The sequence below is a fragment of the Kitasatospora sp. NPDC059673 genome (assembly GCF_042734215.1).
GTDB lineage: Bacteria > Actinomycetota > Actinomycetes > Streptomycetales > Streptomycetaceae > Kitasatospora.
The window spans coordinates 119,384-142,920 of record NZ_JBHWEN010000021.1 but is presented as its reverse complement, the minus strand read 5'-3'; the positions used below and the strand labels follow the sequence as shown (position 1 = coordinate 142,920).

Sequence of the window (23,537 nt, the reverse complement as noted above, 5' to 3'; positions counted from 1 at the left end):
GGCCGCGCGGGGGCTGGCGGGGGGCCTGCTCCACACCGCGTGTTTGCGGGGGGGTGGCGTTTGGGGGGGCGGGGGGGGGCGGGGCGCCCCCCTCGCGCCACCGACAGACAACCTGGCTCATCAGGCCGAAGTGGCCTCACTGTTCAAGGTCAGGACGATGAACTCGGCCGGGCGGACGGCGGCGAGGCCAACCTTCAGGATGATCCTGCCGGCGGTGACGTCCTCGTCGGTCATGGTGATGCCTGGGCCGATCTGAACGAAGTACGCCTCCCTCTCCAGTGCCCCCATCAGGCCGCCCCTCTTCCAGATGCCGTACAGGTAGGTCTCCGCCGCAGACCGCAGCGCCTCCCACGTCGACTGGCCGTTCGGCTCGGAGCTCGCGGTGCGGAGAGCCTTGCGCAGGTCGCGCTCCACCGCGTCGGCAAGGCGCCGCGTCTGGATGTACCTCCAGGGGCCATCGGTGTCATCGAGGGTCAGGGCACCCAGGATCGCTGTGCCCCTGCCAGGGGCCTCGCGCAGGAAGTTGACCGGCTGCGCTTCGTGCTGCTCCTGATCGGCCACCTCCCGGGCCGGATGCTCGACGCCATTGACGGCGACGTTGGCCGCAGCCTTCCACACCCCACGCTCAGCATCGGTCCGACACCACACCTCCGCGACCACGCCGACCGGCGGCACCGGCTCGACGGGCGGCAGCGGCTCGGCGGGCGGCACCGGCTCGACCTGGCGCCTCGGCGGGGTTACCCACGGGTGGTAAAGGGCGGCGTGTGCACGCTGGTCGGCATCCAGGTTGAACGCCGTCGCAGCGTCGCGGGCCTGCCGGGCATCATGGTCCCAGTTGGCGTGCAGGATCGCCATTGCCCGATGGTTGGCCGCGTAGGCCGTAACGGCCCGCGCCGTCTCCCCGGCCGCGTCGACGCCCTGGTGCCACAAGCCGAGCGGCACCAGGATCGTCACATCGTCGAAGGCCGCGACGGAGGCCAACGCGTCCTGCGGGGTCTTGCCGGCATTGTCGGCCAGGTAGCAGTAGCCGCCGCCGTTCTCGAAGTACCCGCGCAGCATCTCACCAACCGCCCAGGGGATAGTGCCCTCTTCCGCGGCCTCGGAAAGGTCCGGCCAGCCGTCGACCCGCGCCACCACCCCATCGAAGGCCGCACCGAATTCTCCGATGAACACCGGCACGGCAGTCGCACCGGGCACCAGCGCCAGACTCGTCGAGGTGTCCTCCTCGATGTGCACAACGGGGTAGGACACGCCGGTTTTCTGCACCGAATCCGCCATCGAAACGCTCCATCCACTCCGCCACAGGACACGGACAGGCCCGCCCGATCGTCACAGAACGTGTCAGTGCGTGCACAGCCCTACCGGAGCGTAGCGTCCTCGGCGCCCAGCGAGATCAAAATCGGCATTTCGGCACATCCACCCAGAAACCGACGTAGGGGCGCGTCAAGAGTCGGACGGCCCAGCTTGACCTGACTGCCCCCGGACTGGCCGGGTCGGGAGTCCGACGCACTCCGAAAGAACCGTCCACACTCCAGGCCCCAGGACGCTCCAACCCTCGTGTCCGGCTCACGGCGCGAAGGCCTGTCCCCGAATCAGGCACGCCGCCGTTGACTTCGGAACGTATTCCGAAGTAGCGTGACTGCATGTCCACTCTCACCGTGTCGTTCTCCGACCTGTCGAAGAACTCGAAGCGCGTCGCGGACACTGTCGAGCAGGCCCAGCGCGTCCACGTCACCCGCCGCGACGGCGAGGACCTGTACTTGACCACCGAGCGCCACGACCGTCAGCGTGAGGAGACTGCTGATGTCACCGCGCGCCTGTTCGCAGCCCTGATCACCAGCGACGACGGTGCGCGCGCGGTCCTCCTCGCCCTCCCTCAGGTCTTCCCCTGGACCCGACACCTCTCGGCCGAGGAAGTACGGGAGTTCGTCGTCGACCTCGTGAACGCCACCCGCGACGTGGTGGAGTTGGATGTCCACGCCAACCTGCACCGCGTGATCGTCGAATGGCGTGCCACAGCCAGGATCCTGGCGGACCCCGAACTGAGCGCGCAGCTCACCGAACCGCTCTCCGGCGAGGACCACGGCGATGAGCCCCAAGCGCGGAGACGACGTCCCGCCGCCACCGATCGGTGACGAGTGGCGGCTGCGATTCGCCACCAACGAAGCCGCCAAAGGCTGGGGCGACCTCTGCACGGAGGCACGGAGGGAACGAGCTGCCGCAGTGGGAGTAAGGGTGACCGCCAGCGGGCGCGTGCGCTACCTCGTCGACGAGTCAGGACGGACCGTCCATCTCGTCTACGCCTCGCCCCGGCATCCCAAAGACACGGACAGCTGACCAGGACGAGACTGGCGATCCAGCCGTAGGCATCCAACGGCGTGGTCTCAGTTCTGGTCTCATTCATCGCCGTCCGGCCGGGTTCGGTCACCGCCCGACGATGCGCTCCAGCGCAGGATCCTCAGCCTCGAGTTCGATCCGGCGGACCACGTCCTGCACTTCGTCAACGCTTACGACGAAGACCTCATCAGGTGATGAAGCTGAGCCGCTCGACCACGGAAGACCTCGGGCGGAAGCGTTCCAGCTGGCGGTGCTCTACCTGACCCGTCGGATCTACATCGGCGGCCCATCGCTCCCCCTCGATGAGCAGGTTCGAATCATCTGGCGCATCCCTGAGCCTGGATGATGCGAAAGCGCCTCGGGCTCTCGCCGCACCCCTGGTCGGCCCGATAGATGTACGTTATTCTGTACGCCATGAAGACGATGAGTGCCACCGAGCTCCGCGGCAACCTCGCCGCCGCGCTGGACGCCGTCGAAAGTGACGCCGAAGAGCTCGTCATCACACGCGCCGGCCACGAGCCGCTGGTCGTCGTCTCGCTGGCCGAGTACGCCTCGCTCCGCGAGACCGACTACCTGCTGCGCTCTCCGGCCAATGCCGACCACCTTCGCCGGTCCTTGCAGGAGTACCGGGAAGGCCGTACGACGACCCGCGAACTGATCGACCCCGGGGACCTCGCCGAGCAGAGCGCATGAAGATCGAGTTCACCGAACGCGGCTGGGCCGACTACCTTTCATGGCAGGCCGACGACCGCCGACTCCTCAAACGCATCAACCTGCTGATCGACGACATCCGCCGAAACGGCAACGAGGGCATCGGTAAACCCGAACCCCTGCGGCACGAGCTCGCTGGGGCCTGGTCCCGCCGAATCGACCAAGAACACCGCCTGGTCTATGTGCTGAACGAACAGGCCGATGCCTTGTGCATCGTCGCGTGCCGCTACCACTACGGCAATTAGGACCCGAGACTGGCCGAAAGACACGGAGAATTGGAAAGCGTGTTGGGGGTAACCCCTCACGAGTTCGAATCTCGTATCCTCCGCCTCTGCCCGCCAGGGCAAAACGAGGGCCCCGACCGCTGAGCGGTCGGGGCCCTCGTCGTTCCGCGGTCTCAGTTGGGATCTCGACCACCCCCTTCGGGCCCACGTGGTCGAGGAACGTCACCGGGGTCGTCCGGTGCGGCTCCGGCCGTCTGGTCGGGCTCGGCTCATCGTCACTCCTGGCGCTGGTGCGGTGCCTTGCGCTGCCGGCCACGTCGGACGGCACTCACGACGATCCTGATCGCGAGGCCGAGGATGACGAGGTCGGTAATCATCTGGGCGGTGACCACCAGCCGTGCCGTCTGGGACTTCGCGGTGATGTCGCCGAAGCCGACAGTGGAGAACACGGTGACGCTGAAGTACAGGCCGTCGGTGTGCGACAGGTGCCCGCCGAAGTTGCCGGAGGACAGGCCGGCCGGGGCCACGTAGGTACTGGCGAACAGCAGCAGGAAGAACGGAATGCTGACGGCCAGTGCCTCGACCGCGCGCACGATCGGTAACGGCGACCGGACGATCTGGCGCACCTGAAAGACAACCAGGACGACGAACCCCCGCGAGCCCCGCGACCAGCATCATGACGGTGATCGCCGTGGAGGAGCGGTCCAGCGGCAGCACGTAGTACAGGGCCGCCAGCGCGGCGACCGACCCGAGCACTCGCAGCACGATCCGGGTGACCACGCCGGGCGGGACCCGGTTCCTGGGCCGGAGGCCGTACTCCGACCTGGTGCTGCCGTTCATGGGGCCGGCACCTCGAAGGCCTTGGGCGCTTTCATGCTTCCTCCCTCCGGCGTTGTTCGCCTGGAGATCGGAGACCTGCTCGAGCGGCTGGATCAGCGACGCGGCGCCCGGCGATCATGCTGCCGGGCGGGGCCACGACCGTATTCATCGTCCCCCGTGTCGTCCTTGCTCGCGAGGCGCCCGCAAGGCGCCCGCACCATCGGCTCGGTGTCGTGACTCGCTCCACCGTATGACCGGTGACCGTGACCGTGCCCTGCGGGTCGCTTCGCAGCGATCACGGTGGAATCGAATAATGAGCGGCACAAGCGGCATACCTGTCGACCGAGTCGGGGGATGGGAGCGGCCATGGCCAGCACGAGCGGAGAAGGACAGCCCATTCACGCGAGAAGGGCCGTGAATGGGCTGTCGAAGGTGTTCGAGCTCAACCCTGCGGGGCTCAACTTGCCGCGAGCGGTGACCTTCCTGGACATCGCACTGGTGCCGTTGGTCGTCTTCTGGGCCATCGGGCACCAGCAGTACCTCCTGAGCGCGCTGTTCGGCCTGCTGTTCGCATGGCTCGACGACCCGGGAGGCAGCTACGTGCACCGTGTATCGCGCGTCGCCGTCTTCGCGCTGTTCGGCGCAGGGCTGACCGCCCTGGGGTTCGGCATCGGAGCGGACTCCTGGGGTTGGCTCACGCTTGCGGCCTTCGCGGTCACGCTGGCGGCCGGCCTGGCGGTCACGTTCGGGGTACGCAGGTTCGTCAGCGCCATGCTTCTCAACATCTGGTTCGTCGTCACCCTCGGGCTCGCCTCCAGCTTCCATCACGCCGCCCGTATCACCAGCTACACCTGGGCCCAGACACTCGCCTGGACAGGAGGGGCGGCGCTGTGGGCCGTCGGCGCATTCATCGGCTGGCTGATCCGCGGGCGACGCGACCGGTCCCAGCCCATCGCGGAACTCCCCGGCGACACCTCCCGGAAGAAGCTGACCCCTCCGGTGGTCGTGTTCGCGGTGCTCCGTGCTGTGGCCGTGGCGGGCGCCGTCGCGCTCGCGTTCGGGCTGAACCTGTCGCACGGCTACTGGATGCCGATCGCGGCCGTGGTCGCGATGAAGCCGAGCCTGGAACAGACGACGCTCGTGGCCGTGCAGCGCCTTTCCGGTGCGGTGATCGGCGCCGTCGCGGCTGCGCTACTGCTGCTGATTCCCGCTAGTGAACACGGGCTCAGGCTGTTCGCGGTCACGCGCGGACTCGAGGTGGTCGCGCTCGTACTGCTCATGCACGCGGTGTCGATTCGCTTCTACAGCTACGCGCTCTACTGCGCGGCCATCGCGGCAGGAGTGCTCATCCTGGTGGACCTCCCTCAACCGTCCAACTACGCCGCCGAGGGCTACCGGGTGCTGTGGACCGCGTGCGGCGCGGGTATCGCTCTGCTCCTCATGCTGCTCGCCGGCCTGCTTGCCAAGCACGCTGCCAAAGCACCGCCGCCACCGGATTCACGACCGGCATGACGCGGCGGACTGATCCCGGGCGATCACCGAGGGCGCTTGCCCCGGCTGCAATCACAGCGGGGGCAAGCCGCGTTCTGGCCTCAGGCGGGAGCGCTCAGGCAGCGTCCTCGTCCGGTTTCCCCGAAGCGTCGCCGGGGCGTCCCCGGAGCAGGTCGGCGAGTCGTTGGCGAGCGGAACGGCCGTTGGTTCGAATCTCGTGTCCTCTGCCTCTGCCCAGCAAGGCAGTTGAAGGGCCTGACCGGGTTTCCCGTTGGGGACTTCGGGTTCGTAGTCTCAACCGCAGTCTCCAAGGGCCCGCCTCAGTTGCCGCGGCCCAGCCGCCGGGCCAGTACTCGGGCGCGCTCGGCCTGCACTGCTGCGGCCTTGCCAGCCGCATAGTGGAGCAGGCCGACCGGCGTGTGGAGCCTCAGTAGATCGACCACCAGGGAGCCGCCGTCGCCTCGGGCGGTGACGGCGAAGCGGTAGTCCATCCGCACGCCGCCAGGGCTGACCACCTCGCCGCTGATCGTCGCCTCGTCCGGCAGCCGGGCGTCCTCGGTGCGCAGGCTGACCCGGATGGCGTTGTCGTGCCGGACCAGTCCGAGGAACCGGAAGCGCTCGACGGCCACGTAATGAGTGACCCCGCCCTCGCGCCGCACGTCCCGGACGTCCACGAGGAGCGGAGAGAGCCCGATGTAGTTCTCGGGGTCCGCCAGATGGGCAAGGACGGCGGCGGGCGTCGCCGCGATGTCGTAGCTGTGGCTCAGTTCGGTGCTCGGCACGTCCAACTCCCCTGTCCGGCCCGGGTCCAGACGTCGTCGTGGACCGGGAACGATCGGTGGATGATCGCACCATCCCACCGGCTCGGCCAAGGCCACGCGGAAAGAGGAACTACCGTCGGTGAACGCGGCGCAATTCCTGATCGACACCAGCGCGCTCGCGCGTTTCATGCGCACAGACGCCGAGCAGTACGGCTGGGACCAGGCTGCGGCGGCCGGCTTGATCGCAACCTGCCCCATCACCGAACTCGAGCTCTTCTACCGCGCATGAACGTCCGCCGACCGTGCTCGGGGGATCGAGGACATGCGATTGCTGTTCAGCTGGGTACCGGTCGGTGATCGCGCCTACGACCGAGCCTGGCAGGTCCAGGACTTGCTGACCAGACGAGGTCAGCATCGCAGCGCCGGAGCCGTCGACCTCGTCGTCGCCGCCACAGCCGAGCTACAGGGCCTGACCCTCCTGCACCGGGACCGCGACTTCGAGTGCGTCGCGAACGTCACCGGACAGGCCCTCCAGTGGCACGGGCCAGCGGCTGACAAGTGAACGCCGATGGATCCGCGCCACGACCGGGAGAAGGATACGGAGCCCTGGATCCTGCGACCACACGCCCATGACCCAGCGGAACACGCTGCGTCGCGGTTGCAGTTCTGGTTGCGTTCATGCACGTGCGGCGTCCGTCCAGCAGCCGGCGGCCCGGCCACTCCACCGCAGGCCAGGACCCCAGCGACCGTCCCCGGACAGTCGGACGAACATTTGGAAAGCGTGGTTGGGCAACCACTCATGAGTTCGAATCTCGTATCCCACCGGCGTCATCCAGTCGTTCGTGTGACGCGCGACCCTTTTCGTGCGCCATCCTTGAGCCCCGGCCCGTCCCGCGACGGAACGGCGGTACTCCTGCGTGGCGAGGTGTTCCCCATAAGCAACAAGACGAACGGTTCGGCCCTGGCGGCGTGGCTGCACGGACTCGACGCAGCCGAGTTGGAACGGGTCCTGGCGGCGCGCCCGGATGTGGTGTCGGCACCGGAGCCGCAGTCGGTCGGTGAACTGGCAGACCGTCTTCAGCGCCCGGCGTCAGTGGCACTGGCCCTGCCCCGGCTCGCCCTGCCGTGCCTGCAAGTGGCGGAGGCCATCGCCGCGCTGGGGTCCGTGTCCCGGGACGATCTGGCCGCCTTCCTGGACGCGGCGGACGGGGAGCGCACCCGCGGGTTGGACGTGGCCCTGGAGGCACTGGCCGATCACGCTCTGGTGTGGCCGGGCCACGACGGGGTGCTGCACATGGCAGCACCGCTGTGGCACGCATGGGACTCACCCCTCGGGCTCGACGCACCGCTGGCGCATCTGCTCGCAGGCGTGAGCTCCGACGAACTGGGCCGCGTACTGGCGAAGCTGGGCGTCAAGCCGGCCGGCAACAACAAGTCACGGCGGTTGGCGGCGCTGATCGACCATCACAGCGATCCGGAAAGGGTCGCCGCGCTGGTGGCCAAGGCTCCGGGAGCAACGAGGAAGCTCCTTGAGCAGCGTGCGAGCCGGCCTCCGAAGCAACCGGCGGTCATCATGTTCACCGGCTCGCAGTCCGGCTCCGAGCCAGGCGAACAGTGGGCGCTGGAGCGGGGGTTGCTGATCCAGGACCGCCATCGGTACGGGTCGGCCCGGATGCCGGCCGAGGTGGCACTCGCGGTGCGCGGGCCCGACTGGCTCGCTCCGTTCACGCCCGTCCCCCCGGTCGTGCGATCGGTGTCCATCGCTGCTTCGCAGATCGAACGGGAGGCCGCAGCCGCCTCGATGGCGTTCGCCGCCCATGCCGCGTCGGTTCTCAGGGTGTGCGCCGCCACTCCCCCGACTCGGCTCAAGGCTGGTGGGATCGGCGCACGCGAGTTGTCCCGGATCGGCAAGGCGGCGCAGTGCGACGAGATCGTGGTCCGCATCGCGCTGGAGGCGGCGAACGGGGCTGGGCTGCTCGCCCGGGACGGCGACCGGGTCGCGGCGACCGCCGGCTACGACGTCTGGGCCGAAAAGGAGCCGGCCGAGCAACTCGCCGTACTTCTCCAGGCGTGGTGGACACTCCCGCTGTCCCCCGGCGGCAGCCGCGACGAGGACGGGAAGGCTCTGCCTGCCCTCGCCGGCCCACCGGCCTGCGAGGGCTGCGTACAGGGTCGGCACGGACTGTTCTCGGCCGCGTCACAGCTCCCGGTCGGCGAAGGCGCGGCGAACCCAGCGGAGTTGGGGGCGCTGATCGTGTGGCACCGGCCGCTCGCCAACGAACTCCCCCAGGACGCCACGCCGTTCGCCACCCTGATCCGTGAAGCGGAACTGCTCGGCGCACTCGCCCTCGGGGCGCTGTCCCCCATCGGGACGGCGCTGCTCGCCGGTGACACCGCCGCGCTGGCGGACGCCTGCCGGCAGCTACTGCCCGCCGCCAGCGGGACCGCCCGCTTCGGCAGCGATCTCACGGCCATGGTTGCCGGTACGCCGTCGGCAGCCATCGTCACGTTGCTGGACTCCGCCGCAGACCGGGAGACAGTCGGGACGGCGTCCGTGTGGCGGTTCAGCCCGGGAAGCGTCCGCCGCGCCCTCGACGCGGGCCTGACCCCCGACGCGATCACGGCCGACCTGGCCACCGTCGCCGTCGAACCGCTTCCCCAGCCGCTCTCGTACCTGATCCACGACACCGCGCGCAGCCACGGCCGGGTCCGTGTCGTCTCCGCGGCCAGTGTGATCCACGGCGAGGAGCCGGCCCTCCTGGCCGAACTCGCTGCCCACCGCCAGCTCGCCGAGCTCGGTCTACGGCAATTGGCACCGACCGTCCTGATCAGCCGGACCCCGCCGGACAAGACTCTCGCGGCACTGCGATCCGCGGGCTATGCCCCCGTCGCCGAGAAGCCCGACGGCACCGTCCGCGTCGAGCGAGCCGAGCGCCCCCGTGCGGCGGCCCCGGTCCCGTCCCCGCGCCCGCCCGGCGGCAGGCACCGGCCGCAGCAACCGGAGAACCGTACCGTCGAGTTGAGCGCCCTCGCCGCCCGGCTGCTGGCCGGCCCGCAGGACATCCCGGAGCCCGACCCGTGGGACGGCCGCCCCTACAGCAGTGACACCGAGGAGATCATCGCCGGGCACGCGCGCAACCTGTCCTTCACCGACGTCCGCCAGCTGGCCCACGCGGTCAACGAAGGCCTGGCGGTCACCATCGAGTACCTCGCCACCTCCGGCAACGAGACCGTCCGCACCCTCAGCCGTCTGGATCTCGACGCGCCCTACCTTCAGGCCTGGTGCCATCTGCGAAACGACGAACGCGTGTTCACCATCTCGCGCATCCACGGGGTGATGCCCGGGTAGCCAACGCCGCCGTCGGCCTCCTGTCATGGGACCTCCGGCTGGGCGGCCGAGCTCGCCTACAGGCTGCGGTAAACGTCGAGGCGGTTGCCAACGGTCAGGACCCACACGACCAGTTGGCTGTCTTCAACCGTGTACACGACGCGACAGTCCCCGACCCGCAGTCGCCAGCGTGCACTGTGCCCCTGAAGGGCTTTGACATCGAAGGCCCCAGTGTCCCCGTCGTCCAGCGCCTTCTGAAGACCACTGAGGCGATGCAGGACACGCACCGCGTCGGACCGGGGAATCTTGAGCATGTCCCGCTGGGCGTGCGGTGGGAACCGCGTGACGTAGCCCATGGCTCAGGCGTGGTGGTCGCGGAGCATGGCGGCCATCTCCTCCAGCGACACGGATCCGTCGAGCCCTTCCGTCTCCGCCTCGTCGGCCAGCCGGTTGAGCCATGCGTCTTCAGCCTGCTCCGCGAGTCCGCGCAGGCGCTGGTACTCGCGGATGTCGATCACTACGGCTTCCTGCTTGCCGCGCCGCGTGATGATCGTCGGAGTTTCGTCCCTGCGCGCGCGATCGAGGACGTCCGCCAGGTGGCTGCGGACCTCGGCCATGGATTCGATCACCGGCTCACTCATGCAACGAATGTAGCAGATGTACATCCAGCCTTCTTTGAGTGCAGCGCCGGCCCTCCCACCTCCAGCGAAAATTTCTGGGAACCGCTGCGCTGCTGCGGACACGGCAAGTGTGTGGAGTCCTTCTTGCCCCATGAGCAGAGCTCGGCCGGTGACCGGCGTACCTTCGCCCTGCTCTTCGACGAGCACGCCAGGGCTGTGTATCTGCATGCGGTCAGAGCGACCGGGGACCGGGACCTGGCCGACGATGTGGTCTCGCTGACGTTCCTCGAGGCGTGGCGGCTGCGCGAGAAGCTGCGGGGTGAGGTGGTCAACCCGCGAGCGTGGTTGTTGGGGATTGCGACCAATGTGCTGCGCAATACGGCACGGGCGGCGCGGCGGCATCGGGTGGCCATGGCTCGGGTGCCGCCGCGGGAACCGTTGCCGGACTTCGCCGACGAGGTGGTGGGGCGGATCGTCGATGCCGAGACGGCTGCGGCGGCGGTGCGGGCGCTGGGTCGGCTGCGGCGGGGCGAGCGCGAGGTGTTCATGCTCGTGGTGTGGTCGGGCCTCGGGTATGCGGAAGCGGCCCAGGCGCTCGGCATTCCGGTTGGCACCGTACGCTCCCGACTCTCGCGCGCTCGGGACAGACTCCACAAGATCGTTTCTGCGGAGCAGCCGTCGGCCCGAAGAAAGTTGGAACCCCGGCCCGCTCGCGGACACCACCTCCATGACAGCCATCTCTCCGTGGGAAGTCGCCAAGGGAGGCAGCAGCCGTGATCACCGGATCCGGGGACCGTCATGCGCCGGACGAGCACAGTGCGCGCAGCGAACTCGCGCGCCTGCTGCCGCCCCCGTCCCACCCGGACATGGGACCCGCCCGCCACCGCGCGAACAAGGAGTTCCTGTTGAACGAGATCGATCGGGACCGCCGTCCGTCCACCGCCGCACCTCGGCGCTGGGGTTGGCTCGCCCTGGCGACCTCGGTGGCCGCCGTCGCCGTGATGCTCGCCGCGCAGGGCGGCAACGCGCCCGCGGAGAAGGCTCCGCCGGCCACTGCGGCCTCGGTCGAACTCCTGGACCGGGTGGCGCAGGCTGCCTACAGCGAGCCTCAGCCGCAGGTCCGGGACGACCAGTACAGCTACGTCAGGACGGTCGGACACAGCGTTTCGCTCAGTGAGGGCAGCGGCGGGACGATGCAGCGCGACGTCATCACCGAGAACAGGGAGCAGTGGATCGCGGTGGACGGCCTGCGGCCCGGCCTCCAGCGCGGGACCGGGGGTGACAGGGAGATCCCGGCCCCGGGCGGCGGTGCGCTCAACTCCCCCACCTACAAGCTCCTGGCCGGGCTGCCGACCGACCCCGAGGCGCTGCTGAAGCGCATCTACGCCGATGCCGGGCTGAACCACGGCGCCGGCAGCGGTTCCACGACCGGCCCCGACCAGGAGGCGTTCGTGACCATCGGCGACCTGCTGCGTTCCTCGGTCGCGCCTCCGCAGGTCAGCGCCGCTCTGTACCGGGCCGTGGAGCACATCCCCGGGGTGGTGACCATCGACGACGCGGTCGATGCGGCCGGACGTCACGGTGTCGCTGTCGCCCGGGTCCATGGCGGCGAGCGCAATGAGTGGATTTTCGACAAGCAGAGCCTGCGCCTGCTCGGCGAGCGCACCGTCCTGCTGAAGGACGGCCCTTGGGGCAGGGCGGGTGACGAGGTGGCCTCGGTGGCGATCCTCGCGCGCGATGTGGTGGACGCTCCCGGGCAGGCAGCCCGCACAGAATCAAGCATCTGATCGAAATTGTCCGATGGTTGGCCGCTCTGCATCAGAACCGTACCGCCATGCCGCCGTGCCGCCGGAGCGTTCGTGACGAGGCCACTTGAGGGTGTTGCGTACATGCTCAGTGCGAGCCTAGCGTGGCCGGACACTGGTCCGTTCGCATGGAGAGGCTTCCTTGATGCTCCGTCACGTCAGGGCTGTGGCACAGGCGGTGATCGCGGCGAGTCTGGTGGTCGCCGGAGGGTTTGTCGGTGCGGGGCCGGCCGCGGCGGTGGTGGCACCGGTGGATCTGACCGCGTCCGACTACACGTTGAGCGCGGACTATCACAAGTACGACGCGCTCGACTCGGCGCTGGTGAACGCGTTGGGGACGTCCGCCGTGCACACGGTGATGGAGAACGCGAACCACACCCGGCAGGCGCTGCCCACGTCGTTCTCGGTGGCGGGGCTGTCCACGGGGTTCCGGTTCGACGACGGTGACAACGCGGACTGTCCGAATGTGCCGCAGGGGATCACGACGAGTCGGGATGCCGTGGGGACGGCGAACAGCGGGAATTACGACGGGCATCAGCTGGTGCTGGTGAGCTGGTACACCGCCGACGCCTGCAAGGGGGATCACCAGCGCAGTCGGATCACGCTGGTGGACTGGGACGCGACCTACCCCAACACGTACCGCAAGATCCTGCTGGTGGAGCCGACCGGGACGGCGGCGGCGCCGGACTTCAAGGACATCCCGATCCATGCCGGCGGCGTCTCCTGGTACGGGGACTACCTCTATGTCGCCGACACTGCGAACGGCATGCGGGTCTTCGACATGCGCAAGATCCTCAACACCGACACCGGGGGCACCGCCGATCAGATCGGCCGCCAGCCCAACGGGGCCTACTACGCCCACAATTACGCCTACGTGCTGCCCCAGGTCGGCACGATCACCTCGCGGACGGCCACCGGTGTCGACGGCCTGGTGTGGTCGACGATCTCGCTGGACCGGGTCAGCCAGTCGATCGTGATGACGGAGTACACCTGCCCGGCGGGCGCCACGAACTGCCCCAACTACCCCAAGCGGGCGCCGCGGGCCGTGCGTTTCCCGTTCGCGCCGGGGGCGACGACGTTCGCCGCGACGACGACCGCCAATCAGGCACTCATGCTGCCCTGGTACCACCTGAACGGCGTGGCGTCCCACAACGGCCGGTGGTGGTTCAACTCCTCGAGGGAACCGCAGCTTTACTACTGGACGCCGACTGCCGGACCGTCCACCTTCGCCTGGGTGAGCGGCGGCGAGAGCCTCTCCTACTGGGAGGACGCCACCAACCCCGACCTGCTGTGGTCGCTGCAGGAGACCACGGGCGGACGCAACGTCTTCGCCGTCACCCAGGCCACCTACGGCGGCGGCTGAGCAGGGGCGGGCGCCTGCTGGCGGTGGCGGCCCGGTGTGGTCCAGGTGTGGTCCCGGTGTGGTGGTCGAACTCCCGCCGGAACGCGTGGGAGAGGGCGTACGGCGTGCCGTAGCCGACCCGGCGGGCGATCGCGGCCAGGGGGCCGGGGGTGTCCCGGGGTCTCGCGGCGGCCAGGGCTGGGGCCGCCACCAGGTCAGGTACGCAATCGGGGGCCGGCCGACCAGCGTGGTGAACCGGCGCGCCAGGGTGGCGCAGGACACCGCCGCCTCCGCCGCCAGGCGGTCGTTGGTCCAGCGGGCAGCCGGGTCCGCCTGCAGGGCGCGGACCGGGTGCAGGGCGCGGAGCGCGGCCGCCGCCGCCACCTCGTCCTCCTGGACGCCCGGCCAGGCGCCCGTCGAGCCCTCGGCGAGCCCTCGGCGAGCCAGGCACGGATCAGACAGACCAGAAGCAGATCGAGCAGGCTGGGGACAGCGACGCCGGAGCCGGGGCGGCGGCCGCTCGCCTCTCGGCCCAACAGGTCGATGGTGGCGCGCAGTTCGGGGTGATGGCCGACCCGGTTCGGGAGGTGCACCAGTTCTGCCAGCTCGGCCAGCAGCGGGTGCGCGCGGCTGTGGTCGAGCCGGTACTTGCCGCACCGCAGCTCCACCTCGCCAGGGCCCGGCAGGCGCCGTTCGAGAAGGCTCCGCGGTGCTGCGGCTGGCGTCCGGGGGCGATCGGGCTGTCTTCGTCGGCGACCTGGTGCACAGCCCGGTGCAGATCCTCACCCCGTCGTGCAGCAGCTGCTTCTGTGTGGACCCGGAACAGGCGGCGGCGAGTCGGCGGAGAATCCTCGAACGGGCCTCGGCTCGTCGGGAGTTGGTGGTGCCGGCGCACTTCGCGGGGCCGGTGCACTGGAGGTGCGGCGGGCGGCGGGCGGCGGGCGACGGACGGCGGGTTCGGGATCGAGCGGTGGGCGGCCACCTTCGCCTGAACGAAGGGGCGGGTGGCGGAAGTTCTCCTTCGCGGGCGCCAGGGGATGCCAGTGTGGCGGGCGGGCGCCGCCGTTCCCGGCCTTGGTCACGTATGCGCGCGAGGTGCGTGGCCGAGAGGGTGGGGGGTTGCGGTGCAGGGGCAGGGGCAGGTGCTCAAGTACTCCGGCGCCAGGCGCGTCGTGGTCGTCGCTCGGCACGACGTGCCTTCGACAACGAGCAGTTCATCGGCGCGATCCGGCGGGTCGCTGCCGGCACACCGCGATGGGCCCGGCCGTGGGCGCACAGCTGACGATCAGTCACCTGCGCGAGGTACTGGAGCTGGCCGAGGGTTGCTCCAACACCGCGATCACGCAACGGCTGTTCGGCACTGACGGCACGGTGGCGAAGCACATCTCGGACATCTTCGCGAAGCTCCGGCTGCCGCCGGACAGCGACAGCAACCGTCGCGTGCTGGCCGTGCCCGCGCACCTCAACGCGTAGGTGTGGGCGGGTGGCGAGAGGGCGCGCTTCAGGCAAACGGACAAAAGCGGTCGGGTGTGTGACAGATTTTGACCGTTTGCGATCTGAGATGGTCAGAACTCGCGCCCATGTAGCGATATTTCGGTCGCCCGGCACTTGCGCCGATCTCCGATCGGTTCGGGTGCTAAGTTCCGTGCCTGACAGCAAAGTTCGCCCCGGCGACGCGCCAACGTCCCGGGGCATGGCACCAGGAACATCACTTCCCAATGCGTATTCATCGTAGCGCCCAGAGCAGCGAATCCACGGCTATCGCCAACGACATTCTGCAGAACTGTGACCTTTCGTTCGTCGCCCGAGGAGTGCTCGCGTACCTCCTCTCACTGCCGGACGACTCGTGGGAGAGCGCCAAGAACCTGGCCGACACCGGCATCGAGGGACGCGCCACCATCAAGAGGGCCACGGACGAGCTGAAGGCCGCCGGGTACTACCGGCTGGTGAAGAGGCGCCTCCCGGCGGGCCGGATCGTCAGCGAGATCCACGTCCATGACACCCCCCAACTCCCGTCAGACACCGACGCACCGGGGACCGAGAAGCCGGGCGCCGGTGCAGCGAGCGTCGGTGCGCCGGGCGGTTCCCTGGTAAAGCAGGTAAAAGAAACTACCCCCCTACCGCCCCCAGCGCCGAGCGGCCGGCTCGCGCCGGACGCGGCGAGTGGCCGGCTCACGCCGAGCGGAGCGAGCGGGCTCGACGAGCCGGGCCAGCCCGACGAGTTGGGCGAGCTGGGCGCGCCGGACCTGCCCGGCGGACCGGACCTGCTGGGCGAGCCGGACCTGCCCGATGGGCCAGGTCTGCCGACCGAACCGAACCAGCCGGACGAAGCGGACCAGCCGGGCGAACCGAGCCAGCCCGATGAACCGAACCTGCCGGACGGTCCGGGCCGACCGGGCCTGCCGGGCCTGCCGGACGAACCTGGTGAGCCCGTGGCGCCGGACCTCCCGGGCGTGCCCGACGAACCCGAGCAGCCCGGTGAACCCCGCGAGCCGAGCGGGCTCGAAACGCTGGGCCAGCTCTGCGAGTTGGGCGGGTTAGGCTGGCTCGAGGGACTGGGCCGGCGGCAAGCGCCCGGTGAGCCCTGCGGGCCGGACGTGCCCGGCGAGCGGGTTGGGCGCGCCGAGCCGGACGAACCTGGCACGCCCGCCAAGTCACCGCAGCGCGCCGAACGGGCTGTGCGGACACAGCGAGGCCCACGAGCCGCGCGGGGCGCAGCCCGGGCGGCCATGGACGAGAAGACCCGCGAGGCGGTCGCCGCGCTGTTCCGGGCGATTCGCAACGAGCCGCGCCTGCGCCTCGGTGAGGCCGAGGCGCGGAGGCTCGCGCCGCTGGTCATGCCGTGGTTGGAGCGCGGCCTGCCGGAGGCCGATCTCGTTCGGGCCGTGACGAGCGATATGCCCGCCAATCTCACGTCGCCGGCCGGTCTGATCCGCTACCGGCTGGTGAACAAGCTGCCTCCCGTCCCGGCACCCGCACCCCCGGCACCGGGTCCCCGCCCGGAGTGCGCCAAGTGCTGCGACCCGATCCCGCAGCCCGGTATCTGCGGCCCGTGCGCCGGCCTGGGTGCCCGCCGCGTGCCCGCCGTCGGTGGCGGCGCAGCGTTCGCCCGGGCCGGTGCGGCCCGGGTCCGGGAGGCGATGCAGTGGGTCACCCGACCGGGCAAGTCGGCTCTCGGCAACCCCGTCCCGGCGGGCTGATCGTGGCCGCTCGACGGATCGGCCGGGCGTCCTCGCGCTCCGGCCGCACGGTGACCAGGGCGCGGCCGAACGGCGTGGGGGCATGCTGGACGTGGCGGCCCTGGCGGGTGGTGGTGATCAGTCCTGCGGCCCGTAGCGCGTCGGTGTGCGGGGAGACCGATGGCGGGGCGATTCCGAGGGTGACTGCCAACTCGCCGGTGCGGGAAGGGCCTTGGGCGATCGCTCGTAGCGCCCGGGCGCGGGCGGGGCCGAGCAGTGTGTGCAGGCCGTCAGCGGTGGAGGCAGGGCGCGTGGCGGGCGTCACTGGGTGCAGGAGCGCAGTGGGACGGTTGGGCGGGTGCAGGACGGCGCACTTGTCGAGGAACAGGTTCGGTGGAGCGCAGCCCCCGGCCGGCGAGTCGGTGCCGGAGGGGCGGGCTGGGGCGTTCGACGGTGAGGGTGCCGGTGTCGCGCCAGCCGAGGCGGGGGTGCAGGCGGTCGAGCATCGCGGCAGGGCCGTCCGTCACCACCGTCTGTGCGTGGCGCCGGACTTCGGCGTCGAGGGTGCGGTGCAGGTCCCGCCAGTCGGGGGCCAGGCATTCGCGGTGGAGGGCGGCGGCGGCGTTCACCACGGGACGCAGCGCGCGGGCGCCTTCGTCGCGCGGGCGTTGGACGACGGGTGGTGCGCAGTGGTCGTAGCAGTGGTCGAGTTCGGTGCGGATGTGTTCGTCGTCGGCGGTGAGCACGCTGTCGAGTTCGTCGGCGGAGGTGCGCAGGTAGGCGGTGCTGTCGGCGAGCAGGAAGTCGGGGATGCCGCGGGGGCTGGCGGCGAGCAGGTCGAGGAGGGGTGCGGCCCGTCGCGGGATGCGCGAGCGGATGCCGCGCCACCAGCGGCCTTTCGGGCCGGTGCGGCGGCGGCTGTCGACGGCGAGCGAGCCGGTGAGGAGTTGTTCCAGTGGCGAGATGCTGAAGCTGGTCCGGGCCAGGTCGGCCGAGGGGATGCGCGCCTCGGCGGCGGTGGACATCGATGCGTGGGGTCCGGCGCTCGGGCCGGACCAGCGGCGGCTGGTGATCGGGCTGGAGGTGGCGAACTCCCACCTGATGACGCTGCCCGACGAGGAGTATCTCGGCCGTGAACTCGACCCGCCCGTCAAGGCCCGGTTCGCCGAACTCACCGTCCCGGTCAGCGTCCTGGTCGGTGGCCACGACCTGGAGGCGACGCGGCTGTGGGCCCGGCGGCTGGCCGCGCAGGCGCCGGATGCGGAGCTGACGGAGTTCCCGGAGGCGGACCATTTCCCGATGCTGTCGGTGCCGGACGAGTTCGAGCGTTTCCTGCGCGCACTGCTCTGAGCCGCCGTCAGTCGCGCTGCACCCACGGGGGCACCCAGGTGCCGGGGCCGTCGTGGGCGGCCTTGGTGGCGGCCAGGTGGGTGCGCAGGGCGGCCAGCGCCGGGTGCGGGTTGTCGCGGTGCCACAGCAGCGAGTGCGGGTAGACGGGCGTCGGGTCGGTGAGCGGGATCCGGCGCAGGCCGTGGCCGGCCGGCCAGACCAGTCGGGTGCCGTCGCTGAGGAAGGTGGCCAGCGCCGGGGTGTCGGCGATGGTGTCGAGGAGGGCGTCGGAGCCGAAGTTGGGGCCGGTGGCCTCGATGGTGAGGCCGAACTCGGCGACCAGGTCGTCGTAGTAGGCCGCCCACTCGGAGCCGGGGAGGATGCCGGGCATCCAGATCCGGTGCCCGGCCAGCTGGCGCGGCGTCACCGAGCGGGCCCCCGCCAGGGCGTGGCCGGGGCCCGTGAGCAGGTGGAGCTGTTCGTCGATCACCCGGGCGGCGGCGAGGTCGTCGGGCAGCGGCCGGCCTGGGGCGGCGACGGCGCGGAAGGTGGCGTCGATGGTGCCGGAGCGGACGGCGCGGACGGCCTCGTCGATGTCGAGCAGCTTCACCACGTCGAGTTCGATCCCGGGGTGGGCGCGGTGGAAGTCGCGCAGCAGGCCGGATGCCGCGCCGCGCAGGTTGATCACGTCCACCCGCAGCGGGCGGCGGGCGGTGTTCACCGAGGCGACGGCGCGTTCGGCGACCCGGAGCAGTTCGCGGGCGTGCGGCAGGAATGCCTGGCCGTCGATGGTGGTCTCGGCGCCGCGCGGGGTGCGGGTGAACAGCCGCACCCCGAGCTCGCGTTCGAGGGCGGCGATGCGCTTGGAGACGGCCTGCTGGGTGATCGCCAGGTCGGCGGCGGCCTTCTGGAACTGGCCCGCCTCGGCGACGGCGAGGTAGGTGCGTACGGCTTCGAGGTCCACGCCGCCACCTTAGTGAACAACCAGTGGTTGTGCGGTGGAACCTTCCTGGTTGTTTGACCTGCGGTTGTGCGGCCCGGTTGGCTCTCCCCGGTCAACGCAGGTTTGTACGGTCGGCGGGGGTGACGGTGGGCAGGCGGTCCTTGGGGCGGCGGTTCGGGTGGCTGTGGGCGGCGTACGCGGTGAGCGCGTACGGGTCGGGGCTGGGGTTCGGGGCGTTGCCGCTGATCGCGGTGCTGGTGCTGCATGCCGGCCCGGCCGAGGTGTCGGCGCTGTCGGCCGTGGGCCCGGCGGTGGGGGCGCTGCTGGCGGTGCCACTCGCGCCGTGGGTGGAGTTCCGGCGCAAGCGGCCGGTGATGATCGCGGCCGATCTGGTCCGGTTCGGCGCGATGGCGTCGATCCCGCTCGGGTACGCCTGCGGGGTGCTCGGCATCGGGCAGCTGTTCGCGGTGTCGGCGGTGGTCGCCGCGGCGAAGATCGCGTTCGGCGCGGCCAGTGGCGCCTACCTGAAGGCGCTGGTCCGGCCGGAGCACCTACTGGTAGCCAACTCCCGCTTCGAGTCGACGAATTGGAGCTCGATCGCGATCGGGCCGCCGCTCGGCGGGGCGGCGATCGGCGCGTTCGGGCCCGTCACCACCGTACTGGCGGACGCGTGCAGCTACCTGCTCTCGGCGCTGGGCCTGGCGGCGATCCGCGACCGGGAGGAAGCCCCGGGGCCCCGGAGCGCCACCAACTCCGGTTCAATGCTGGACGGTTGGCGGCACCTGCTGGGCGACCCCGGGCTGCGCGCGCTGTACCTCAACAACCTGCTGGTGTCCGGCCTGATCATGGCCGCCGAACCGGTCCTCGCCGTCCTGCTGCTGCGCCAACTCCACTTCCCCGCCTGGCAGTACGGCCTGGCCTTCGCCGCCCCCTGCCTCGGCGGGCTGGTCGGCTCCCGGCTGGCCCCACGGGTGGTGGCGCGGTACGGCCGGGCGTGGGTGTTCCGGACGGTCGGCACGCTGCGCGCCGTCTGGCTGATCGGGCTGGCCTTCGTCCGGCCCGGCGTGATCGGCCTGGTCACGGTGATGGCCGTCGAACTGGCGATCATCGTCAACATGAGCCTGTTCACGCCGGTGCTCGCCACCTACCGGCTCGAACGCACCCCACAACACCTGGTCGCCCGCACCCTGTCGGCCTGGTCGATCGGCCAGCAGGCCGCCATCGCCGCACTCACCGCGCTCGGCGGACTGCTCGCCGACCTGACCGGCCCGCGCACCACGCTGGCCGTCACGGGCCTGCTCGCCCTGGGCACCCCGCTACTGCTCCCCCGCCGCGGGCCGGCGGCGCCGCACGAGCCCGCGCTGCTCGACAGCCGCGCCTGACCGGCCCAGCTCCACCGAGAACTCCACCGCGAAACCACCGCCGGCTTCACCGAAAACCTCACCGAAAACCTCACCGAGACCGAGAGCGAGGACACCCCGTGAAGAACACCGCCCTGCTCCTGCTGGACTGTCAGTCGGCCGTCCTGTCCGCACTGCCGGAGGCCGGGCCGCTGCTCGACCGGCTGGAGCGGGCCGCCGCCGAAGTCCGCGCGAGGGGCGGTGCGGTGGCCCATGTGCGGGTCGCGTTCACCGAGGACGACTGGGCGGCCGTCCCTGCCGCCAACGCCACGTTCGCCGCCGTGGCCCGGCACCGCGCCCTGCACCACCAGGACCCGGCCGCCGACTTTCATCCTCGACTCGCCCCGCAGGAAGGCGACTTGGTGGCCCGCAAGACCCGCCTCGGCGCGTTGTCCACCACCGACCTCGACCGGCGGCTGCGCGGCCGTGGCATCGACACCCTGATCGTCGGCGGGCTCAGCACCGGCGGCGCGGTGCTGTCCACCGTCCTGCACGCGGCCGACCGCGACTACCGCCTCCGGGTGCTGTCCGACGGCATCGCGGACCCGGACCCGGAGGTGCACGCCTTCGTCCTGCACCGGCTGCTGCCGTCCCGCGCGCAACTGGTCACCTGCGCCGGGCTGTTCACGCCCTGATGGGGCCTCAGGCCGCGGCCAGCCGGGCGAACGCGGCCCGCGCGGTGGCCAGGAACGCCGTGACGGCGGGCCGGAGTTCGGCGCTGCGCAGCCAGGTCATGGTGATCGTGGTCCGGGCGGCGTCGCCGATCACCGGAACGGCCGCGAGTTCGCCGCGGGCCGCCGCGTCGGCCACCGCGAGCTCGGGTAGCAGGGCGCAGCCCAGCCCGGCGGCGGCGCACTCGCGCAGGGCCGCGATGCCGGCCAGCTCGGTGTCGATCACGGGGGCGTCCGGGCCGAGGCTCCCGATCAGGCCGTCCAGCATCTCCCGGAAGCCGCAGCCGGGCGGGGTGGCCAGGAAGGGTTCGCCGCGCAGTTCCGGCCCGCCGAGCTGCGGGTACTGGGCCAGCCGGTGGCCCACGGGGACGACCGCCATCAGCCGTTCACCGGCCAGCGTCTCACTGAACGTCAGCACGTCCCGTGGCGCCCGGCCGAAGGTCAGCGCCACGTCGATCTCGCCGCGCCGCACCCAGTCGTACAGCTCGCCCCGGTTGCCCTGGCGGACCGCCACCTGCACCTGGGGGCACTCACGGCGGTACGGGGCGAGGACGGCGGGCAGGCGGTGGGCGCACAGCGTCTCCAGGCCGCCGATCACCAGCCGCCCGCCCGGCCGGCGGTCCTCCTCCTCGACGGCCGTGCGGGCCTGCTGGGCGAGCAGCAGCATCCGGTCCGCGTACTCGAGCAGCCGCTCCCCGGCCGGGGTGAGGGCCAGCCGGCGGTGGCTGCGGTCGAACAGCTTCGTGGCGAGTTCCGCCTCCAGGGCCTGCACCTGCTCGGTGACGCTGGACTGGGCATAGCTCAACTCCGCTGCTGCCCGGGTGAAGTTGAGCGTCCGGGCGACGGTGCGGAAGGTCCGAAGGTGGCGCAGTTCCACGGTGTCCGCTCCTCGTCGTCGGCCGGCCGTCCGGCTTCGTCGGCCGGCGGCCCGGCATCCTCGGCGGGCCGTCCGGCGTCCTCGGTCGGCGGCCCGGCTTCATCGGCTCCGGCGATGGGTGTCATCGGAACCTCCCGCTTCCTCAACCACCGTGCCGCGACAAGAATTTCAGTGATCGCCCGCCGCTCACAACCGGCCCGGCGAACCGCGGTGCCGCCGTCGTCCGGCGCGCCTTCGCATCCACTCCTTCTCACACCCTCGGGGGACGACTGTGCCCGGTCGACAGGCCGACGCCCGGCGCGGGAACGGGCTGCTGCTGCTCGGACTCTCGCTCGGCTACTTCATGGTGATGCTGGACACCACGGTGGTGACCGTGGCCCTGCCCGCGATCGGCGCGGACCTGTCGGGTTCGCTCGGCGGCCTGCAGTGGGTCTCGAACGGATACACCCTCAGCTTTGCCGCGCTGCTGCTCACCGCCGGTGCGCTGGCCGACCGCCACGGCGGGCGGCGGGTGTTCCTGGCGGGGCTGTGGCTGTTCGGCGCCTGTTCCGGGGCGAGTGCGCCGGTCGGCTCGATGGGCGCGCTGATCGCCCTGCGGGTGCTGCTCGGCGCGGCGGGCGCGCTGCTGCTGCCCGCCTCGCTGGCGGTGATCGCGCACGCCTGGACCGAACCGGCGGCCCGGGCCCGGGCGATGGGTGTGTGGGCGGCGATCAGCGGCAGCGCGCTGGCGGCCGGGCCGCTGGTGGGCGGGGTGCTCACCGACCGGTTCGGCTGGCCGGCAATCTTCCTGGTCAACGTGCCGGTGGCGCTACTCGCCGTCGCCCTGACGGCGCGCCACGCCCCGGTGGACCGGCCCGGTCCGACGAAGGGTGTGGACCTTCCTGGTCAGGTCTGCGCGGTGGCGGCGCTGACCGGGCTGACCTGGGCGCTGGTCGAGAGCGGGCAAGCGGGCTGGGTCTCACTGCCGGTGCTCGGCGGCTTCGCGGTGTTCGCGGTGGCGGGCGGGTCGTTCGTGGCGGTCGAACGCCGCCGGGAGGTCGCGCGGCGTGCCCCGATGCTGCCGCTCGGCCTGCTGCGCGAACGGACGGTGGCCTCCGGGCTGTTCGCCGGGCTGCTGGTGAACTTCGGGCTGTCGGGGGTGCTGTTCGTGCTCTCGCTGCACTTCCAGCGGGCGCACGGCCTGAGTGCGCTCGGCGCGGGTGTCGCGTTTCTGCCACTGATGCTGCCGACCGCCTTCAACCCGGTCTTCACGGGACGGCTGGTGGGCCGGATCGGGGCCCGCCGCCCGGCCGTTGCCGGGTTCCTGCTGATGGGCACGGGGGTGCTGGTGGCCGCCGCGGCGACCGCGGACTCGACGGCCGCGCGGGTGGCGATGGCGGCCGGGCTGCTGGTGCTGGGCTTCGGGATGTCGTTCGCGATCCCGTCGCTGATGACGGCGGTGGTCGGCGCGGTCGCCAGGGAGCAGTCCGGGATCGCCTCGGGCGCGCTGAACTCGGCCCGGCAGACCGGTGCGGTGCTCGGCGTGGCCGTGCTGGGCGCGCTGGCCGACACCGCCCGGGACGGCTCCGGCACCCGGCTCGCCCTGCTGGTCGCCGGTCTCGCCCTGCTGGCCGGCGCGGCCGTGGTCGCCGCCTTCCTGGGGCGCCCGGCCGGGCGACAGGCCTGACCGGGCGAAGGGGCCGGCCGGACGGAAGGCCTGA

At 71.1% G+C, this 23,537-nt stretch carries 23 protein-coding genes and 3 pseudogenes; 16 read left to right on the top strand and 10 right to left on the bottom strand.

Annotated features, from left to right (window positions below):
• Window positions 1-120: 120 nt before the first annotated feature.
• Window positions 121-1,278 (bottom strand): phage tail sheath C-terminal domain-containing protein, encoded by a 1,158-nt coding sequence (locus ACFV18_RS24055; RefSeq protein WP_380486428.1) that lies wholly within the window; start codon window positions 1,276-1,278, stop codon window positions 121-123.
• A gap of 365 nt (window positions 1,279-1,643) precedes the next feature.
• Between ACFV18_RS24055 and ACFV18_RS24050 the strand changes: the two genes are divergently transcribed.
• The 3 genes from ACFV18_RS24050 (at window position 1,644) to ACFV18_RS24040 (ending at window position 3,293) form a co-directional block, all read left to right on the top strand.
• Complete coding sequence (locus ACFV18_RS24050; RefSeq protein ID WP_380486426.1) at window positions 1,644-2,135, top strand: prevent-host-death family protein; 492 nt, start codon at window positions 1,644-1,646, stop codon at window positions 2,133-2,135.
• Between the two features lie 616 nt (window positions 2,136-2,751).
• Entirely contained in the window at window positions 2,752-3,030 is a 279-nt protein-coding gene (locus ACFV18_RS24045; protein WP_380486424.1) for a type II toxin-antitoxin system Phd/YefM family antitoxin, read from the top strand.
• Window positions 3,027-3,293, top strand: a complete 267-nt coding sequence (locus ACFV18_RS24040; RefSeq protein WP_380486422.1) for a Txe/YoeB family addiction module toxin — start codon at window positions 3,027-3,029, stop codon at window positions 3,291-3,293. The genes ACFV18_RS24045 and ACFV18_RS24040 overlap by 4 nt, the downstream gene beginning before the upstream one ends.
• A 254-nt stretch (window positions 3,294-3,547) precedes the next feature.
• Here the strand turns inward: ACFV18_RS24040 and ACFV18_RS24035 are convergent, their stop codons facing one another.
• Window positions 3,548-3,898, bottom strand: a complete 351-nt coding sequence (locus tag ACFV18_RS24035) for a potassium channel family protein (RefSeq protein ID WP_380486420.1) — start codon at window positions 3,896-3,898, stop codon at window positions 3,548-3,550.
• A 559-nt stretch (window positions 3,899-4,457) separates the two neighbouring features.
• On the opposite strand from ACFV18_RS24035, the gene ACFV18_RS24030 reads away from it, so the two are divergent.
• Window positions 4,458-5,603 carry an FUSC family protein gene (locus ACFV18_RS24030; RefSeq protein ID WP_380486418.1) on the top strand — a complete coding sequence of 382 codons (1,146 nt, stop codon included), beginning with the start codon at window positions 4,458-4,460 and terminating at the stop codon, window positions 5,601-5,603.
• Window positions 5,604-5,902: 299 nt separating this feature from the next.
• On the opposite strand, the gene ACFV18_RS24025 is transcribed toward ACFV18_RS24030, so the two are convergent.
• Window positions 5,903-6,364 (bottom strand): SRPBCC family protein, encoded by a 462-nt coding sequence (locus ACFV18_RS24025; RefSeq protein WP_380486416.1) that lies wholly within the window; start codon window positions 6,362-6,364, stop codon window positions 5,903-5,905.
• Window positions 6,365-6,482: 118 nt separating this feature from the next.
• On the opposite strand from ACFV18_RS24025, the pseudogene ACFV18_RS24020 reads away from it, so the two are divergent.
• Window positions 6,483-6,905: pseudogene (locus ACFV18_RS24020) on the top strand (PIN domain nuclease).
• A gap of 363 nt (window positions 6,906-7,268) precedes the next feature.
• Window positions 7,269-9,692: a helicase C-terminal domain-containing protein gene (locus ACFV18_RS24015; protein ID WP_380486414.1), complete on the top strand. Its 2,424-nt coding sequence runs from the start codon at window positions 7,269-7,271 to the stop codon at window positions 9,690-9,692.
• 56 nt (window positions 9,693-9,748) lie between these two features.
• Here the strand turns inward: ACFV18_RS24015 and ACFV18_RS24010 are convergent, their stop codons facing one another.
• Window positions 9,749-10,027 carry a type II toxin-antitoxin system RelE/ParE family toxin gene (locus ACFV18_RS24010; protein WP_380486412.1) on the bottom strand — a complete coding sequence of 93 codons (279 nt, stop codon included), beginning with the start codon at window positions 10,025-10,027 and terminating at the stop codon, window positions 9,749-9,751.
• 3 nt (window positions 10,028-10,030) lie between these two features.
• Window positions 10,031-10,312, bottom strand: coding sequence for a type II toxin-antitoxin system Phd/YefM family antitoxin (locus ACFV18_RS24005; protein WP_380486410.1), 282 nt, complete (start codon window positions 10,310-10,312; stop codon window positions 10,031-10,033).
• A 123-nt stretch (window positions 10,313-10,435) separates the two neighbouring features.
• Between ACFV18_RS24005 and ACFV18_RS24000 the strand changes: the two genes are divergently transcribed.
• The 3 genes from ACFV18_RS24000 (at window position 10,436) to ACFV18_RS23990 (ending at window position 13,459) form a co-directional block, all read left to right on the top strand.
• A complete protein-coding gene (locus ACFV18_RS24000; RefSeq protein ID WP_380486408.1) occupies window positions 10,436-11,068 on the top strand; it encodes an RNA polymerase sigma factor in 633 nt (210 codons plus the stop codon).
• Window positions 11,065-12,078 (top strand): CU044_5270 family protein, encoded by a 1,014-nt coding sequence (locus ACFV18_RS23995; RefSeq protein WP_380486406.1) that lies wholly within the window; start codon window positions 11,065-11,067, stop codon window positions 12,076-12,078. The genes ACFV18_RS24000 and ACFV18_RS23995 overlap by 4 nt, the downstream gene beginning before the upstream one ends.
• 163 nt (window positions 12,079-12,241) lie before the next feature.
• A complete protein-coding gene (locus ACFV18_RS23990; protein ID WP_380486404.1) occupies window positions 12,242-13,459 on the top strand; it encodes a hypothetical protein in 1,218 nt (405 codons plus the stop codon).
• On the opposite strand, the pseudogene ACFV18_RS23985 reads toward ACFV18_RS23990, so the two are convergent.
• A pseudogene (locus ACFV18_RS23985) lies at window positions 13,431-14,121 on the bottom strand (AraC family transcriptional regulator); the annotation flags it as partial. The gene ACFV18_RS23990 and the pseudogene ACFV18_RS23985 overlap by 29 nt on opposite strands.
• Window positions 14,122-14,138: 17 nt before the next feature.
• On the opposite strand from ACFV18_RS23985, the pseudogene ACFV18_RS23980 reads away from it, so the two are divergent.
• The 3 genes and pseudogenes from ACFV18_RS23980 to ACFV18_RS23970 all read left to right on the top strand — a co-directional run.
• Window positions 14,139-14,377: pseudogene (locus ACFV18_RS23980) on the top strand (MBL fold metallo-hydrolase); the annotation flags it as partial.
• 327 nt (window positions 14,378-14,704) lie between these two features.
• Window positions 14,705-14,911: a hypothetical protein gene (locus ACFV18_RS23975; RefSeq protein ID WP_380486402.1), complete on the top strand. Its 207-nt coding sequence runs from the start codon at window positions 14,705-14,707 to the stop codon at window positions 14,909-14,911.
• Between the two features lie 245 nt (window positions 14,912-15,156).
• Window positions 15,157-16,638, top strand: coding sequence for a hypothetical protein (locus tag ACFV18_RS23970; protein WP_380486400.1), 1,482 nt, complete (start codon window positions 15,157-15,159; stop codon window positions 16,636-16,638).
• Here the strand turns inward: ACFV18_RS23970 and ACFV18_RS23965 are convergent.
• Both ACFV18_RS23965 and ACFV18_RS23960 read right to left on the bottom strand, forming a co-directional pair.
• Window positions 16,589-16,942: an ArsR/SmtB family transcription factor gene (locus ACFV18_RS23965; protein WP_380486398.1), complete on the bottom strand. Its 354-nt coding sequence runs from the start codon at window positions 16,940-16,942 to the stop codon at window positions 16,589-16,591. The two genes, ACFV18_RS23970 and ACFV18_RS23965, sit on opposite strands and share 50 nt — an antisense overlap.
• Window positions 16,908-17,642 carry a hypothetical protein gene (locus ACFV18_RS23960; protein WP_380486396.1) on the bottom strand — a complete coding sequence of 245 codons (735 nt, stop codon included), beginning with the start codon at window positions 17,640-17,642 and terminating at the stop codon, window positions 16,908-16,910. Before ACFV18_RS23960 ends, ACFV18_RS23965 begins: the two co-directional genes overlap by 35 nt.
• On the opposite strand from ACFV18_RS23960, the gene ACFV18_RS23955 reads away from it, so the two are divergent.
• Complete coding sequence (locus ACFV18_RS23955; RefSeq protein ID WP_380486393.1) at window positions 17,635-17,967, top strand: alpha/beta fold hydrolase; 333 nt, start codon at window positions 17,635-17,637, stop codon at window positions 17,965-17,967. The genes ACFV18_RS23960 and ACFV18_RS23955 overlap by 8 nt on opposite strands.
• 7 nt (window positions 17,968-17,974) lie before the next feature.
• Here the strand turns inward: ACFV18_RS23955 and ACFV18_RS23950 are convergent, their stop codons facing one another.
• A complete protein-coding gene (locus ACFV18_RS23950; protein WP_380486391.1) occupies window positions 17,975-18,910 on the bottom strand; it encodes a LysR family transcriptional regulator in 936 nt (311 codons plus the stop codon).
• A gap of 125 nt (window positions 18,911-19,035) precedes the next feature.
• Between ACFV18_RS23950 and ACFV18_RS23945 the strand changes: the two genes are divergently transcribed.
• Entirely contained in the window at window positions 19,036-20,271 is a 1,236-nt protein-coding gene (locus tag ACFV18_RS23945; protein WP_380486433.1) for an MFS transporter, read from the top strand.
• A 98-nt stretch (window positions 20,272-20,369) separates the two neighbouring features.
• Complete coding sequence (locus tag ACFV18_RS23940) at window positions 20,370-20,924, top strand: cysteine hydrolase family protein (RefSeq protein WP_380486389.1); 555 nt, start codon at window positions 20,370-20,372, stop codon at window positions 20,922-20,924.
• A gap of 7 nt (window positions 20,925-20,931) precedes the next feature.
• On the opposite strand, the gene ACFV18_RS23935 is transcribed toward ACFV18_RS23940, so the two are convergent.
• Window positions 20,932-21,837 carry a LysR family transcriptional regulator gene (locus ACFV18_RS23935; RefSeq protein WP_380486387.1) on the bottom strand — a complete coding sequence of 302 codons (906 nt, stop codon included), beginning with the start codon at window positions 21,835-21,837 and terminating at the stop codon, window positions 20,932-20,934.
• A 271-nt stretch (window positions 21,838-22,108) separates the two neighbouring features.
• On the opposite strand from ACFV18_RS23935, the gene ACFV18_RS23930 reads away from it, so the two are divergent.
• Window positions 22,109-23,503 (top strand): MFS transporter, encoded by a 1,395-nt coding sequence (locus tag ACFV18_RS23930; protein ID WP_380486383.1) that lies wholly within the window; start codon window positions 22,109-22,111, stop codon window positions 23,501-23,503.
• Window positions 23,504-23,537 lie beyond the last annotated feature (34 nt).